Genomic DNA, 15,205 nt, shown 5'->3' on the forward strand with positions numbered 1-15,205 from the left:
TTAAATGCCGTTCGCATCAAATCGTGCGCGGGAGAGCCGCGCCCGATAATCAACAAGCACTACACAATAAAAATAATGGGGGAGCCAATGAAAACAACAATAAATCGCGGTCTTGTGGTGTCTTGTGTATGCCTGGGGTTGCCATTCTCGGCCCAGGCCCTGGAGTTCGCCGGTTACTTGCGTAGCGGCCTGGGCGGTTCGACCGGCGGCGGCTCGCAAAGCTGTTTCCATTTGCCTGGTGCGCAATCCAAGTATCGCCTGGGTAACGAGTGTGAACAGTACGGGGAACTTGAGTTGCGCCAGGACGTGCTGAAACTCGATGACGGGTCGGTGGTCAGCGTCGACGGGATGGCGTCGCTGTACAACAAGTACGATCACAATCCCAGTTTTGACGGTGACAACGGCACGGTGCGGATGCCGCAGATGTTCGCCAAGTGGTCGAACCTGCCCTCGCTCAATGGCGGCTCGGTGTGGGCCGGGCGGCGTTACTACAAGCGTAACGACATCCATATCTCCGACTTCTACTACTGGAACCAGAGCGCCACGGGCGGTGGTATCGAGAATGTGAAGATCGGCGACCTGAAATACAGCTATGCCTTCTCGCGCAAGGACAACCTGTACCAGAAGGACTATATCAATCGTCACGACTTCAACGTCGCCGGCTTCAAGACCAATACCGATGGCGAAGTGGAGCTCGGTGCCAGTTACCTTGATGCACCGAATCGCCGCGATACCCATCAGGGTTGGGCCATCACCGCGCAGCATGTGCAGAAGAACTTCCTCGGCGGCAAGAACAAGTTCGCCCTGCAATACGGCGAGGGGCCGGGTACCGGGCTGGGCTACACCGGCGATCCGACCCTGGACACCAGCAACAAGAGCTACCGCGCGGTCGAGTTTTTCGACTGGCAGATCACCCGACAATTCGGCGGGCAGATCGAGGCCGTGTACCAGAAGGACATTCGTCCCGACGGCCAGGGCCAGAACTGGATCTCCCTGGGGGTACGTCCGACCTACGCCATTACCGAGCAGTTCAAGTTGGTGACCGAACTGGGCCATGACCAGATCGAGGCGCCGGGCGGTACCCGCAAGCTCAGCAAGTTTACCTTCGCCCCTACCTGGTCACCCAGAGGTCCGGATTTCTGGACTCGGCCGGAGATACGCCTCTACTACACCTATGCCAGCTGGAATGCGGCGGCCCAGCGTGCGGCCAATCAGTTCGATGCGGGGTCGGCGTTGTCCGATACCGGTAGTTTCGGCAGCGCCCTGCATGGCTCCAATTTCGGTGTGCAGGTCGAGTATTGGTGGGAATAAGTCCTATGCTGGCGTGGCCTTCGCCGCGCCGGCGCTTCAAAGAACAATGATAAAGGTGATGTCATGACCGCAACCCCTTCCCTGGAACTGCTCGCGCCCCTGTCCGGGGTGCTGATCGAACTGGATCAGGTGCCTGATCCGGTGTTCTCCAGTCGCATGATCGGCGATGGCCTGTGCATCGACCCGACGTCTTCGGTGCTCTGCGCACCGTTGGCCGGGGTGGTGAGCAATGTCCAGGCCAGCGGCCATGCCATCAGCATTACCGACGACCAGGGTGTGCAGGTGCTGATGCATATCGGCCTGGACACCGTGCAGCTTCAGGGCAAGGGCTTCACCGCCCTGGTCCGCGAAGGTGAGCGGGTGACGGCCGGGCAGGCGTTGATCGAGTTCGATGTCGACTACATCGCCTTGCACGCCCGCAGTCTGTTGACCCTGGTGTTGGTGGTCAGTGGCGAGACGTTCACCCGGCTGGCTCCGGCCAGTGGTTTGATTGAAAGCGGCGCGCCACTGTTGCGGATCGAGCACAACGGCGCATCGGCGGGCCCGGTGGTGGAAGAGGAAGGCGAGGCGTTGTTCTCAAGCCCGGTGACCTTGCCCAACGCCAACGGTCTGCACGCCCGTCCGGCGGCGGTGCTGGCCCAGGCGGCCAAGGGTTTTGCCGCGAGCATCGTGGTGCATCGGCGCCAGGACAGCGCGAATGCCAAGTCCCTGGTGGCGATCATGGCCTTGCAGACGGTGCGTGGCGATGTGTTGCAGGTCAGTGCGGTGGGCGAGGATGCCCAGGCCGCCATCGACGCGTTGGCGGCCTTGCTGGCCGAGGGGTGTGGTGAGTCGGTCGAGCCTGCGGCGGTGATCGATATTCCCGTGGTGGTCGAGGCGTCTTCGCCGAGCCTGTTGCGCGGCGTTTGTGCTTCGCCGGGTTCGGCGTTCGGTCGGGTGGTGCAGGTGGCCGAACAGCGGCTGGAAGTTCCGGAATTCGGTTCCGACGAGCCCCATGAGCGCGCATCGCTCGAACGGGCTCTGGACGAGGCGACCCAGGCCTTGCAGCGGCTGCGGGACAACACCGAGGGCAGCGCCCAGGCGCAGATTTTCCGCGCGCATCAGGAATTGCTGGAAGACCCGAGCCTGCTGGAGCAGGCCCGGGTCCTGCTCGCCCAGGGTAAAAGCGCGGCGTTCGCCTGGCGCCAGGTCACCGAGGACACCTGCGCGCTGTTCGAACGCCTGGGCAGCAGCTTGCTGGCGGAGCGCGCGCTGGATTTGAAGGACGTCGGCCAGCGCGTGCTGCGGCTGATTCTCGGGGTCGAGGAGCGGGTCACCGAGATGCCGGACGACGCCATCCTGATTGCCGAGCAACTGACCCCGTCGCAAACGGCCGCACTCGATACCCGTCGGGTCCTCGGCTTCGTCACCGTCGGTGGTGGGGCGACCAGCCATGTGGCGATCCTGGCCCGGGCATTCGGTTTGCCGGCGCTCTGCGGTTTGCCCGCCGAGGTCCTGAAGGTGCCCGCCGGTACCCAGGTGCTGCTCGATGCCGACCTCGGGCGCCTGCATCTGATGCCGGAAGAGGCGGATGTGCAACGCCTGTTGGTCAAGCGCCAGCAGCAACACCAGCGCCACCAGCGCGAGAAGGAGCAGGCGTCCGAGGCGGCGCGTACCCGTGACGGTCACCATTTCGAGGTGACCGCCAACGTCGCCTCGCTGCAAGAGGTGGAGCAGTCGTTGACCCTGGGCGGTGAGGGGGTCGGCTTGCTGCGTTCCGAGTTTCTCTATCTGGAGCGTCAGAGCGCGCCGAGTGTCGAGGAGCAGGCCGCGACCTATTCGGCCATTGCCCGGGCCCTGGGGCCCCAGCGCAATCTGGTGGTACGGACCCTTGACGTCGGTGGCGACAAACCCCTGGCCTATGTGCCGATGGACACTGAAGCCAACCCCTTCCTCGGCATGCGCGGGATTCGGTTGTGCCTGCAACGCCCGGAACTGCTGCGTCAGCAATTGCGGGGGATTCTCGCCTGTGCCGGCCTGACCCAGTTGCACATCATGCTGCCGATGATTACCCAACTGTCCGAGTTGCGGCAGGCACGCCAGTTCCTCGAGGATGAAGCCCTGGCCCTGGGCCTCAAGGCGTTGCCGAAACTGGGGATCATGATCGAAGTGCCGGCGGCGGCCCTGATGGCCGATCTGTTCGCCCCGGAGGTGGACTTCTTTTCCATCGGCACCAATGACCTGACCCAATACACCCTGGCCATGGACCGTGATCACCCGCAACTGGCGAGCCAGGCCGACAGCCTGCACCCGGCGGTATTGCGCCTGATCGCCACCACCGTGAAAGCCGCCCATGCCCATGGCAAGCCGGTCAGCGTGTGTGGCGCGCTGGCCTCCGAGGCCCTGGCGGTGCCGGTGTTGCTGGGCTTGGGCGTGGATGAACTGTCGGTCAGCGTACCGCTGATTCCGGCGATCAAGGCGGCGGTCCGCGAGGTCGAGTTGACGGAGTGCCAAGTGTTGGCCCAACGAATTCTTGGCCTGGAAAACGCCGGGCAGGTGCGTGAAGCCCTGCTCGATCATCAACACACCACGGCGCTGCAGCCGCGGGTCCTGGAGAACTGAACATGTTCGAGAAATTTCAACGGGCATTCTGGAAAGCCCTGACACCGGACCTGGTGGCGGATCAACCGAGTACGCCGGTTGCCACGGCAGAAGAGGCGTTGCGCCCGGAGATCGTCGCGGCCCTGGGTGGCGAAGGCAATCTCAAGTCCCACCAGCGCGTGGCCCTGACCCGCCTGCGTGTGGCCTTGAATGACAGTGCCCGGATCGATCAGTCGGCATTGCGGGCGGCGGGTGTCGCCGGGGTGATGATATTGGCCGGTGGCGTGACCCATTTGTTGCTGGGCCTGGACTGATTTTCTTACGATTTCGCAACTGCGGGTGTATCGTATTCGCCTTTTGCGCGCCCTGGTGCGCGGCTGAATAGGTGAGGTGGTTGCGTTCATGTCCTTTACCCGTCGACAGATACTCGGTGGACTGGCCGGTCTTGCAGTGGTGGGCGTTGGCGCCGGCGGTGCATCGCGTTACTGGTTGGGGAAAATGGCCGATGCCGATGCCGGCCATGACTATGAGCTGATCGCCGCGCCCCTGGACGTCGAGCTGGTGGCCGGGCATCAAACCCCGGCCTGGGCCTTCGGCCCATCGGCACCGGGCACCGAGTTGCGGGTGCGTCAGGGCGAGTGGCTGCGGGTGCGCTTTATCAACCACCTGCCGGTGGCCACCACCATTCACTGGCACGGTATCCGCCTGCCGCTGGAAATGGACGGCGTGCCCTACGTGTCGCAACTGCCGGTATTGCCCGGTGAATACTTCGACTACAAGTTCCGCGTCCCGGACGCCGGCAGCTACTGGTATCACCCCCACGTCAACAGCAGTGAGGAACTGGGGCGCGGGCTGGTCGGCCCGCTGATCGTCGAAGAGCGCGAGCCCAGCGGTTTCCAGCACGAACGCACCTTGAGCCTGAAAAGCTGGCACGTCGATGAAGCCGGCGCCTTCGTGCCTTTCAGCATTCCCCGTGAAGCCGCGCGTGGGGGCACGGCGGGGCGCCTGTCGACCGTCAATGGCGTGTCGCAAGCCGTGGTCGACTTACCGGCCGGACAGATCACTCGGGTTCGCCTGCTCAACCTCGACAACACCCTGACCTATCGGCTCAATATCCCCGGTGTCGAGGCGCAGATCTATGCGCTGGACGGCAATCCGGTGGAGCCGCGTCCGTTGGGCAAGGAATACTGGCTGGGACCGGGGATGCGCATCTGCCTGGCGATCAAGGCGCCGGCGGCTGGTGAAGAGCTATCGCTGCGTAACGGTCCGGTGCGTCTGGCGACCTTTCGTTCGGTGGCCGACAGCGGCATGGCGACCGACTGGCCGAAGGCCTTGCCGGCCAATCCGATAGCCGAGCCGGACCTGGCGAACGCAGAAAAGCTCAACTTCAATTTCGAATGGGTTGGCTCGGTTTCGGTGAACGTCGATAATGGCCAGCCGCCGAGTCTCTGGCAGATCAATGGCAAGGCCTGGGACATCACCGACAAGACCTGCGCCGACCGACCCATCGCCAAGCTGGTGAAGGGCAAGAGCTATATTTTCGAATTGAAGAACATGACCCAGTATCAGCACCCGATCCACTTGCACGGCATGAGCTTCAAGGTCATCGCCTCGAACCGCAAGGCGATCACGCCGTACTTCACCGACACCTACCTGCTGGGCAAGAACGAGCGGGCGCGGGTGGCGTTGGTCGCGGATAACCCGGGGGTGTGGATGTTCCATTGCCATGTGATCGACCATATGGAAACCGGCCTGATGGCCGCCATCGAGGTGGCCTGATGCGTCAGATACGGCCGGCGCCGATCATCGACCGCAGCCGCGACCAGGACTTCATGCGTGAAGCCCTGGCGCTGGCTGCCCAAGGTGCCTTGTTGGGCGAGGTGCCGGTGGGTGCGGTACTGGTGCAGGACGGCGAGATCATCGGACGTGGCTTCAATTGCCCGATCAGCGGCAGCGATCCGAGCGCCCATGCCGAGATGGTCGCCATCCGCGCCGCCGCCCAGGCGCTCGACAACTACCGGCTGCCGGGCAGTACGCTGTACGTGACCCTGGAGCCGTGCAGCATGTGCGCCGGGTTGATCGTGCATTCGCGGATTGCACGGGTGGTCTATGGCGCACTGGAACCCAAGGCCGGGATCGTGCAGAGCCAGGGGCAGTTCTTTACCCAGGACTTTCTCAATCACCGGGTGTTGTTCGAAGGAGGGGTACTGGCCGAGGAGTGCGGGGCGATCCTCAGCGAGTTCTTCAAGGCGCGCAGAAGCAAGTCCTGAGTCGGGCCTGCCTTACTTGCGGGCGACCATCACTGCCCGCATCGGCGCCGGCAGCCCTTCGATGGTCTTGCTGTGATCCTCCGGATCCAGGAAGTCACTCAACGACTGATACTTCATCCACTCGGTCCCGCGCTGTTCCTGCACCGTGGTCACGCTCACATCGACACAGCGCACATCGCTGAACCCGGCGCGGCGCAGCCAGCGCTCCAGCGCCGGCACCGACGGCAGGAACCAGACATTGCGCATCTGCGCATAACGATCCTCCGGCATCAGCACCTGATGCTCGTCACCTTCCACCACCAGGGTTTCCAGCACCAGTTCGCCGCCCTTGACCAGGCAATCCTTGAGCGCCAGCAAATGCTCGATGGGCGAGCGCCGATGGTAGAACACGCCCATGGAAAACACCGTGTCGAAGCCTTCCAGCTCGGCCGGCAGGTCCTCGAATGGGAACGGCAGGTGCCAGGCCGACGGCTCCGACAAATAGCGTTGCACCGCCTGGAACTGGCAGAAGAACAGCCAGTTCGGATCGACGCCGATCACCGTGTCCGCGCCGGCCCCGAGCATGCGCCACATGTAGTAGCCGTTGCCGCAACCGACATCGAGAATGCGCTTGCCCTTGAGGTCCAGGTGCGGGGCGACCCGCGACCACTTCCAGTCCGAGCGCCATTCGGTGTCGACATGCACGCCGAACAGATCGAACGGGCCTTTGCGCCACGGGCACAAGCCCATCAGTGCCGTGCGCATCTGCGCGCGGGTGGCTTCGTCGCAATCCGTGTCCAGGGTCAGGCCGTTGAGCAGATCGACCTGGGTCGGCTGGATCTTCGGCAGCGCATCGAGCGCACTCTGCCAGCGTTCCAGGTCGCCATGACCTTTTTCCATGCGGGCATCGAGTTGCGCTTGCAGGCCGTTGGCCCATTCGGCCAAAGGGGTGCCAGCCAGACGGCGGGCGAGGGGAGACAGATCGATCATGGCAGGGCAATCAACGAGGCAAAGTTAAGGCATTGGAACCAGGGCACGACTTTCGAGAAACCTGCGGCCAGCAGGCGTTCGCGGTGCTCTTCGAGGCTGTCGGGTTTCATGACGTTTTCGATGGCGCTGCGCTTCTGGGCAATTTCCAGTTCGCTGTAGCCATTGGCGCGCTTGAAGGCGACGTGCAGGTCGGTGAGCAGCGCGTGTTCTTCGGGATCATTGAAGCGCAGTTTCTCCGAGAGAATCAGCGCGCCGCCGGGCAGCAAGGCCTGGCGGATACGCCCGAGCAGGGCCTGGCGCTGTTCGGGAGCGATAAATTGCAGGGTGAAGTTCAGCGCCACCACCGAGGTCGGCTGGAATTCCAGGGCGAGGATATCGCCCTCGATCACGTCCACCGGCAGCAGCTCCTGGAACATCGAGTCCTGGCCGTTGAGGTATTGGCGGCAGCGTTCGACCATGGCCGCGGAGTTATCCACAGCAATAACCCGGCAACCGTCGCTGCGTACGTGACGGCGCAGGGCCTGGGTCACTGCGCCGAGGGAGCTGCCCAGATCGTAGAGCACGCTGTGGGGCTGGGCGAACTGCGCGGCGAGCACGCCGAGGTTCTCGACAATGGTCGGGTAGCCGGGCACCGAGCGCTTGATCATGTCCGGGAAGACCCGCACCACGTCTTCGTTGAAGACGAAGTCCGGCACCTGGGCCAGGGGCTGGGCGAAAAGGCGATCGGGTTCTTTGCTCACGACGGTTCCGGCGGATGCTGAAAAGGCCGGCATTTTAGCCAAGTTGGCGCCGCGATGCGCGCTTTGTCGGATAAAACGCCAAGCCTGCACGCCCCGAAAACTAAAACTGTAGGAGCGAGCTTGCTCGCGATGGGCGTCAACGATAACGCGGGGTATCTGGATGCCAGTGGTGTCCTTGCGTTCATCGCGAGCAAGCTCGCTCCTACAGAAGGGCAGAAGGGCAGAAGAGTAGAGGAGTAGAGGAGTAGAGGAGCAGAGGAACAGAGGAGCAGGCTGCGTTCAGCGCGGCTTCTGGCTGAAGGCCGAGGCCGCAATGCCCCATTGTCCCAGCCAGTAGGCAATGATGATCAGGTAGGGCGCGGCAGCGAACTTGACCACGAAGCGATCAATACCGATCAGGCTGTCGGAGAAGGCGAAGGTCAGGGCGCCGGCCGCCGCCAACAGCGCGGAGCGCTTGGGCACATCGGTACCCAGTCGGGCCAGGGCGCGCCAGAGCATGGCGCTGATGGCCAGTGCGTAAACCGTGACCGGGATCAGCAGGTCGCCCAGGCCCTTGGACATCAGGATGCCGAGCAACCCGACGCCGATCAGCAGGGCCAGCAACAAGGGCAATGGCGCCAACCGACGGCAGTCGCCCAGGTAAGCCTTGAGATAAGCCAGGTGCGCGACGAGAAACGCGCCCAGGCCGAACACGAACAGATCGCCCGGCCAGGCCAGCAGCACGTCTCCCAGCAGGGAAAAGATCAAACCCAGGCCGATCCAGCGGCGATAATCGGTCACCGGCGCATCGTGCAACCAGCCGAGCAGGACCAACACCGGCACCGGCTTGGTCAGCAGGCACAGCATCGGCAGCTCGATGCTCACGCCATAGAGGAACGCGGCAGCCCCCATCAGGGCGAGGATCAGCCAAGGCATGTCAGTTCACCGTGATCGGGCAGTCGAAGCTTTGTGCCGGCGTGGCTTCCGGTTCCCAGGGTTGCTGGTAGGTCAGGCGCAGGCGCCCGGTGCCGGCGGCGAAGGCCTGGAAGCGCCAGGTCGATTGTCCGCCGCTGCCCACCAGGCCGTTGTCGTCGGGATTGTGGTAGACCTCCGGGCCGAGGCTTTTCAGCACGCCGCCCGCCGAGTCCTGGATGGCCCAGCGAAAACCGGTGGTGGGGTTGCTGGGCAGGCTGAGGATCATGTTCTGCCCGGTCTTGAGTTGCATCGGGCAGTCACTTTGTTTTTCCAGCGTCACGTTCTGGCGCGGTTGCTGGGCACAGGCGGCGAGCAAGGCGAGGCTTAACGGCAGCAGCAGGCGAGTCGGGGTCATAGTGTCTCCAGTTGTTACAGCGATGACCGAGCATAACCTGTGGAGCTGGGGTTGCACTAATGCCTGTGAAACAAGACCGAATATGATCCTGTAGGGGCGGTAATTGCCGCCAAAAGCTTCGCGGGCAAGCCCTGCTCCTACAGTTCATCGTCGAACGCAAAACTTGTGCACGACATAATCCTGTAGGAGCAGGGCTTGCCCGCGAAGAGGCCCGTGAGAACGCTGGAAATCTCACGGGCGAGCCAGATGCCTGCTGCTTAGAATTAGAACAAAATCTTCGCCGCATCCGAGAAACGTTTGGCGAAATGCACGGTAATGCCTTCCTTCAAGTAATCCGGCAACTCCTCGAAATGCCCACGGTTGGCTTCCGGCAGGATCAACTCGAACAGCTTCTGCCGCCGCGCCGCAATCACCTTTTCCCGCACCCCGCCAATCGGCAGCACATGCCCGGTCAGCGTCAGCTCACCGGTCATGGCCACGCCCTTTTTCGGCGGCTGGTTGCGCGCCAGGGACAGCAACGCACTGGCCATGGTCACCCCGGCACTCGGACCGTCTTTCGGCGTTGCGCCCTCTGGCACATGCAAATGCACAAAGGCTTTATCGAAAAACTCCGGATCGCCACCAAACTGCTTCAGATGCGAACTGACGTAGCTGTAGGCGATCTCCGCCGACTCCTTCATCACCTCACCCAGTTGCCCGGTGAGCTTGAACCCCCGGTTGAGCGTATGAATGCGAGTCGCTTCAATCGGCAAGGTGGCGCCACCCATGCTGGTCCAGGCCAGCCCCGTGATCACACCGACCCCGGAGAGCACCTGCTCGTTACGGAACACCGGCATGCCCAGCGAGGCTTCAAGGTCCTTGTTGCCGATCTTGATCGCCGTGTCCGGCGCGTCCAGCAACTTGACCACCGCCTTGCGCACCAGTTTGCCCAGTTGTTTCTCCAACTGACGGACCCCGGCTTCCCGGGCGTAGCCGTCGATCACCGCCCGCAAGGCACCGTCGCTGATGCTCAGGCTGCTTTTGCTGACACCGGCTTTTTCCAGCTGCTTGGGCCACAGGTGGCGCTTGGCGATGGCGATTTTTTCCTCGGTGATATAGCCCGACAGGCGAATCACTTCCATCCGGTCCAGCAACGGACCCGGGATCGAATCCAGGGTGTTGGCGGTGCAGATGAACAGCACTTTCGACAGGTCCAGGCGCAGGTCCAGATAGTGGTCGAGGAAGTCGACGTTCTGTTCCGGGTCGAGGGTTTCCAGCAGCGCCGAGGCCGGGTCGCCCTGGAAGCTCTGGCCCATCTTGTCGATCTCGTCGAGCATGATCACCGGGTTCATCACCTCGACCTCTTTCAAGGCCTGCACCAGCTTGCCCGGCTGGGCGCCGATATAGGTGCGGCGGTGGCCCTTGATCTCGGCTTCATCGCGCATGCCGCCGACGCTGAAGCGATAGAACGGCCGCCCGAGGGATTCGGCGATGGATTTGCCGACGCTGGTCTTGCCCACCCCCGGCGGCCCCACCAACAGCACGATGGAACCGCTGATCTCGCCCTTGTAGGCGCCGACCGCGAGGAATTCGAGGATCCGCGCCTTGATGTCATCCAGGCCGGCATGGTGCTGGTCGAGGACCTTGCGCGCGTGCTTGAGGTCGAGCTTGTCTTCGCCATACACGCCCCAGGGCAGGGCGGTGGCCCACTCCAGGTAATTGCGGGTGACGGCGTACTCCGGCGAGCCGGTCTCGAGGATCGACAGCTTGTTCATTTCCTCGGTGATGCGCTTTTGCGCCTGGGCCGGCAGGACCTTGCCCTGCAAGCGCTGTTCGAACTGCTCGACGTCGGCGCTGCGGTCGTCCTTGGTCAGGCCCAGCTCCTGCTGGATGACCTTGAGCTGCTCCTTGAGGAAGAACTCGCGCTGGTGCTCGCCGATCTTGCGGTTCACCTCGGCGGAGATTTCCTTTTGCAGCCGCGCGACTTCGACTTCCTTGCGCAGCATCGGCAGGACTTTTTCCATGCGCTTGAGCATCGGTACGCAGTCGAGCACTTCCTGCAACTCGTTACCGGTGGCCGAAGTCAGGGCGGCGGCGAAGTCGGTCAGCGGCGACGGGTCGTTGGGGCTGAAACGGTTGAGATAATTCTTCAGCTCTTCGCTGTACAGCGGGTTGAGCGGCAAGAGCTCCTTGATCGCATTGATCAGGGCCATGCCGTAGGCCTTGACCTCATCGGTCGGCTCGCTCGGCTGGTGCGGGTATTCGACTTCCACCAGGTACGGTGGGCGATGGTGCTTGAGCCAGGTGCGGATGCGCACCCGGGTCAGGCCCTGGGCGACAAACTGCAATTTGCCGCCTTCGCGACTGGCGTGGTGGACTTTCACCAGAGTGCCATACTCGGGCAGGGCCTTGGTGTCGAAATGGCGGGTGTCTTCGCTGGGCGTGTCCATGAAGAACAGCGCCAGGGAGTGGTGATCGGATTTGCTCACCAGTTCCAGGGTTTCGGCCCAGGGTTCTTCGTTGACGATCACCGGCAGCACCTGGGCCGGGAAGAACGGGCGGTTGTGGATCGGGATGATATAGACCTTGTCCGGCAGGTTCTGCCCGGGCAGGGCCAGGCCGGTGCCGGAGGCGCTCGCGGCGTTGGCGTCGTCAAGGGTGTGTTCGGTGTCGGCCTCTAGGGTCGGATGTTCAGGGAATTCCTGCTGCTCGCTCATGGGGCACCTGCACAGTGATATATGCCAGTTAGATGGGGCGAGCCGCCGGTGGTTTCAATGGCCGGGAGTATAGCTTTGCGAAAGTCGGCCGATAGTTGATCAATAAGCGTTGTACAGAAGTGTTTTGCATGTAAAGGTTTTGCCGATCAAGCGGTTGGTCGTCGGCTGTGCCAGGATAGTGGCTAATGGCCGTATTTGCCGCGTGCTCTTCTCTGCAACCCCCGGTAATCTGCATTCGCGGAACATTTTCATGCCAAGGTCGGCCCCCACGATCACACACTGATGAGTAGTTGCTGCATGGCCCGCCCAACTTCGTTGACCGGATTGTTTCTGTTTGTTGCATGTCTGCTGTCGAGCGGCCTGGGTGTGGCCGCCGGTTTCCAGGCCGAGATCGTCGATCAGGACGGCAAGCCCTTGCCGAACGCGGTCTTGACCTTGCAGGGCGATGTGCCGCCGCCGATCTTCAGCCTCAAGGCCGATATGGACCAGCGCGACAAACAGTACGCCCCCCATGTACTGGCGGTACATACCGGCACCCAGATCCGCTTTCCCAACAGTGACAATATCCGCCATCAGGTCTATTCCTTCTCGGCGCCCAAGCGCTTCGAGCTGCGTCTTTACGAAGGCACGCCGTCGGACCCGGTGCTGTTCGACAAGCCGGGTATCGTGGTGTTGGGTTGCAACATCCATGACTGGATGCTTGGCTATGTCTATGTGACCGACGATCCCTGGTTTGCGGTCAGTGATAAAAAGGGCTTGATCCGCTTCGACAAACTGCCGGCCGGCCGCTACCACATAACGCTCTGGCATCCCCAGGTGGCCGATATGCTGCCGCAGCCAGGAGGCGAAATCGGTGTGTCCGCCACGGACCTGAAGCAACGCTTCAGCCTGTCGATCCAACCCCTGTCGCCGGATGCACCCGCGGCGCCGGCTCCGAGTGCTTTCGGCGATGCCTTCAATAAAGCTGTCAGTGAAACTGCGAAGTAGCTTTCAGGCGCGGGTCGCCTGCGTCCTGATCCTGCTGTTGCTGGTGGTGGTCGGCGCGCTGTATTTCAGCGTCAAGGCCGCCACCAACAGCGCGATCCGCAGCCAGGCTGGCGAACAATTGCAGCTCGGTACCCGGGTGTTCGAACGCCTGCTGGATGTCCAGAGCCGACGCCTGAGCGATGGCGTGCAACTGTTGGCGTCGGACTTCGGCTTTCGCGATGCCGTGGCCAGCGGCGATTCGGCGACCATCCGCTCGGTGCTGATCAACCACGGCAAGCGCATCAACGCCACTGACATGATCCTCCTGAGCATGGACGGCAAGGTCCTCGCCAGTACCCTGGACGATATGCCAGAAGGTTCGCAGTTCCGTTATGACCACGCGTTGCGCGAAGCGCGGCGGGCCAAGCAGTCGACCCTGATCGTGCCGTTGCAGGGCCATCCGCACCTGCTGGTGGAAGCAACGGTGCTGGCGCCCTTGCCGATCGCCCGGGTAGTGATGGGCTTTTCCATGGACACCGAGTTTGCCCGCGAGCTGCGTTCGTTGAGCAACCTGGAAGTGTCGTTCCTGACCGTGGATATGCAGCAGCCCGGGCAATTGGTGAGCACCCAGCCGCCGGCCATGGCGCAGAGCATTGAACACTTGATGCTCGCCAGCGCCGATAAACACATCCAGCAACTGACCGAATATGAGCAGCACAGTTTCCTGAGCAAGACGCTGATGCTGGCCAGCACCGCCGATGAAAATGACAACCAGGTCATCGCCTTGTTGCAAAGTCCACTGGATGCGGCGATGCAGGCATTCGCGCCCCTCGACCAGAACATTCTGCTGATCGCCCTGATCTCGCTCGTGGCGTCCCTGGCCGGTGCCTTGTTGCTGGCGCGCAGCGTTTCGCAACCGGTGCGGGCGCTGGCCCAGGCGGCGGAACGGATCGGCCAGGGCGATTACCAGACCCCGGTGCCGCTCAAGCGCAGTGACGAGCTGGGACTCCTGGCCACCGCCTTCAACTCCATGCAAAGCGGCATTGCCGAGCGCGAGCAGCAACTGGCGCACAATGCCTTGCACGACGGGCTCACCGGGCTGCCCAACCGGGCGCTGGCCATGGAACGCCTGGGCAGTGCGATCAGCGCCGGGCGGTCGGTGGCCCTGGTCTACCTGGAGATCGACAACCTGCGGGCGATCGGCGAAGCCGGTGGTCCCGACGCGGTGGACCTGATGCTGCAACAGGTCGGCCAGCGCCTGCTGGGCGCCCTGCGTGCCGGCGATACCGTCGCGCACCTGATCGGCGGCGAGTTCCTGCTGCTGTTGCAGGGTACCGCCAGCGACGGCGCGGTCGCCACCGCGGACAAGCTCCAGCAGCTGTTGCTCAAGCCCCAGCGGATTGCCGGGCATGAAGTGGCCCTGGATTGCCGGATAGGGATTGCCGCCTTCCCGGGGGATGGCCTGTCCGCCGAAGAGCTGCTCAGCCGCGCCGCCATCGCCATGAAAGATGCCGAGCAGATTCCCGGCCGCATCCAGATCTACGAACAGGGGCGCGACCTCGCGCATCGCCGCCAGGTCACCCTGATTCGCGACCTGCGCCATGCCGCCGCCAACGGCGAGCTGCTGTTGCATTATCAACCCAAGCTGGATATCCGTGAGGGTCGCGTGCGTCAGGCCGAAGCCCTGTTGCGCTGGCAACACCCGCAGTTCGGCATGGTTTCGCCGGCGGAGTTCATCGTCCTGGCCGAACGCACCGGCAGCATCCAGATCCTCACCCACTGGGTGATCGAGGAGGGCATACGCCAGTTGTCGGAGTGGAACCAGCGTGGCCTGCGCCTGCAATTGTCGTTGAATATTTCGGCGGAGGACCTGCTCGGCCCCGACCTGACCGACCGGGTTTCGGCGTTGCTCAAGCAATACCGGCTGCCGGCCGAACAATTGATTTTCGAGATCACCGAAAGCGCCGTGATGCGCGAGCCCGAGCAGGCCTTGAAGGTCCTGCACCGGCTGCGCGAGTGCGGCATCAGCCTGTCGGTGGATGACTTCGGCACCGGTTACTCGTCGCTGGCCCACCTCAAGCGTCTGCCGGTGCAGGAACTGAAGATCGACCAATCCTTTGTCCGCGACCTGGATGAAACCAGCGAGGATGCGGTGATCGTCCGTTCGACCATCGAAATGAGCCACAACCTGGGGCTGAAGGTGGTCGCCGAGGGCGTCGAATATGCACATAGCTTGCGTCTGCTGGAGCGCTGGCATTGCGACACCGCCCAGGGTTACCTGATCAGCCGCCCGTTGACCGCGGCAGCGTTCGAGGCCTGGGTTGCCTTACCTTTGGGTTCACCGTCCGTTGTGGTTCATTGACG

At 62.9% G+C, this 15,205-nt stretch carries 12 protein-coding genes; 7 read left to right on the forward strand and 5 right to left on the reverse strand.

The window, feature by feature from the left end; genetic code table 11:
- Positions 1-87 precede the first annotated feature (87 nt).
- From M5C71_RS08060 to tadA, 5 genes are all read left to right on the forward strand, one after another.
- The gene (locus M5C71_RS08060) at positions 88-1,311 is read left to right on the forward strand and encodes a carbohydrate porin (RefSeq protein WP_103498520.1); all 1,224 of its coding nucleotides are present in this window, start codon (positions 88-90) and stop codon (positions 1,309-1,311) included.
- 63 nt (positions 1,312-1,374) lie between these two features.
- Complete coding sequence (ptsP, locus tag M5C71_RS08065) at positions 1,375-3,912, forward strand: phosphoenolpyruvate--protein phosphotransferase (protein ID WP_248767598.1); 2,538 nt, start codon at positions 1,375-1,377, stop codon at positions 3,910-3,912.
- 2 nt (positions 3,913-3,914) lie between these two features.
- The gene (locus M5C71_RS08070) at positions 3,915-4,205 is read left to right on the forward strand and encodes a PTS transporter subunit EIIB (protein WP_152740950.1); all 291 of its coding nucleotides are present in this window, start codon (positions 3,915-3,917) and stop codon (positions 4,203-4,205) included.
- Positions 4,206-4,293: 88 nt separating this feature from the next.
- A complete protein-coding gene (locus M5C71_RS08075; protein WP_103498517.1) occupies positions 4,294-5,670 on the forward strand; it encodes a multicopper oxidase family protein in 1,377 nt (458 codons plus the stop codon).
- Positions 5,670-6,161: a tRNA adenosine(34) deaminase TadA gene (gene tadA / locus M5C71_RS08080; protein ID WP_103498516.1), complete on the forward strand. Its 492-nt coding sequence runs from the start codon at positions 5,670-5,672 to the stop codon at positions 6,159-6,161. The genes M5C71_RS08075 and tadA overlap by 1 nt, the downstream gene beginning before the upstream one ends.
- 12 nt (positions 6,162-6,173) lie before the next feature.
- Here the strand turns inward: tadA and cmoB are convergent, their stop codons facing one another.
- The 5 genes from cmoB to lon form a co-directional block, all read right to left on the reverse strand.
- The gene (gene cmoB / locus M5C71_RS08085; RefSeq protein ID WP_103498515.1) at positions 6,174-7,130 is read right to left on the reverse strand and encodes a tRNA 5-methoxyuridine(34)/uridine 5-oxyacetic acid(34) synthase CmoB; all 957 of its coding nucleotides are present in this window, start codon (positions 7,128-7,130) and stop codon (positions 6,174-6,176) included.
- Positions 7,127-7,903, reverse strand: coding sequence for a carboxy-S-adenosyl-L-methionine synthase CmoA (cmoA, locus tag M5C71_RS08090; protein WP_248767615.1), 777 nt, complete (start codon positions 7,901-7,903; stop codon positions 7,127-7,129). Before cmoA ends, cmoB begins: the two co-directional genes overlap by 4 nt.
- Before the next feature lie 246 nt (positions 7,904-8,149).
- Complete coding sequence (locus M5C71_RS08095) at positions 8,150-8,785, reverse strand: lysoplasmalogenase (protein WP_248767599.1); 636 nt, start codon at positions 8,783-8,785, stop codon at positions 8,150-8,152.
- A gap of 1 nt (position 8,786) precedes the next feature.
- Entirely contained in the window at positions 8,787-9,179 is a 393-nt protein-coding gene (locus M5C71_RS08100; protein WP_103494381.1) for a protease inhibitor I42 family protein, read from the reverse strand.
- Between the two features lie 263 nt (positions 9,180-9,442).
- On the reverse strand, positions 9,443-11,875 hold the full coding sequence (gene lon, locus M5C71_RS08105) for an endopeptidase La (RefSeq protein WP_103494380.1): 2,433 nt from the start codon (positions 11,873-11,875) through the stop codon (positions 9,443-9,445).
- Positions 11,876-12,172: 297 nt separating this feature from the next.
- On the opposite strand from lon, the gene M5C71_RS08110 reads away from it, so the two are divergent.
- On the forward strand, positions 12,173-12,862 hold the full coding sequence (locus M5C71_RS08110; RefSeq protein ID WP_247263213.1) for a methylamine utilization protein: 690 nt from the start codon (positions 12,173-12,175) through the stop codon (positions 12,860-12,862).
- Positions 12,846-15,203, forward strand: a complete 2,358-nt coding sequence (locus M5C71_RS08115; protein WP_103494379.1) for an EAL domain-containing protein — start codon at positions 12,846-12,848, stop codon at positions 15,201-15,203. Before M5C71_RS08110 ends, M5C71_RS08115 begins: the two co-directional genes overlap by 17 nt.
- The last annotated feature ends 2 nt before the right edge of the window (positions 15,204-15,205 follow it).

This window comes from Pseudomonas sp. MWU12-2345 (genome assembly GCF_023242385.1).
Classification (GTDB): Bacteria; Pseudomonadota; Gammaproteobacteria; order Pseudomonadales; family Pseudomonadaceae; genus Aquipseudomonas; species Aquipseudomonas gingeri_D.

Bases quoted from the DNA above. Each gene is read 5' to 3' on its own strand.
- cmoB (WP_103498515.1), bottom strand. From the start codon at position 7,130: ATGATCGATCTGTCTCCCCTCGCCCGCCGTCTGGCTGGCACCCCTTTG.
- M5C71_RS08095 (WP_248767599.1), bottom strand. From the start codon at position 8,785: ATGCCTTGGCTGATCCTCGCCCTGATGGGGGCTGCCGCGTTCCTCTAT.
- tadA (WP_103498516.1), top strand. From the start codon at position 5,670: ATGCGTCAGATACGGCCGGCGCCGATCATCGACCGCAGCCGCGACCAG.
- ptsP (WP_248767598.1), top strand. From the start codon at position 1,375: ATGACCGCAACCCCTTCCCTGGAACTGCTCGCGCCCCTGTCCGGGGTG.
- M5C71_RS08110 (WP_247263213.1), top strand. From the start codon at position 12,173: ATGGCCCGCCCAACTTCGTTGACCGGATTGTTTCTGTTTGTTGCATGT.
- cmoA (WP_248767615.1), bottom strand. From the start codon at position 7,903: ATGCCGGCCTTTTCAGCATCCGCCGGAACCGTCGTGAGCAAAGAACCC.
- M5C71_RS08060 (WP_103498520.1), top strand. From the start codon at position 88: ATGAAAACAACAATAAATCGCGGTCTTGTGGTGTCTTGTGTATGCCTG.
- M5C71_RS08075 (WP_103498517.1), top strand. From the start codon at position 4,294: ATGTCCTTTACCCGTCGACAGATACTCGGTGGACTGGCCGGTCTTGCA.
- M5C71_RS08100 (WP_103494381.1), bottom strand. From the start codon at position 9,179: ATGACCCCGACTCGCCTGCTGCTGCCGTTAAGCCTCGCCTTGCTCGCC.
- M5C71_RS08070 (WP_152740950.1), top strand. From the start codon at position 3,915: ATGTTCGAGAAATTTCAACGGGCATTCTGGAAAGCCCTGACACCGGAC.
- lon (WP_103494380.1), bottom strand. From the start codon at position 11,875: ATGAGCGAGCAGCAGGAATTCCCTGAACATCCGACCCTAGAGGCCGAC.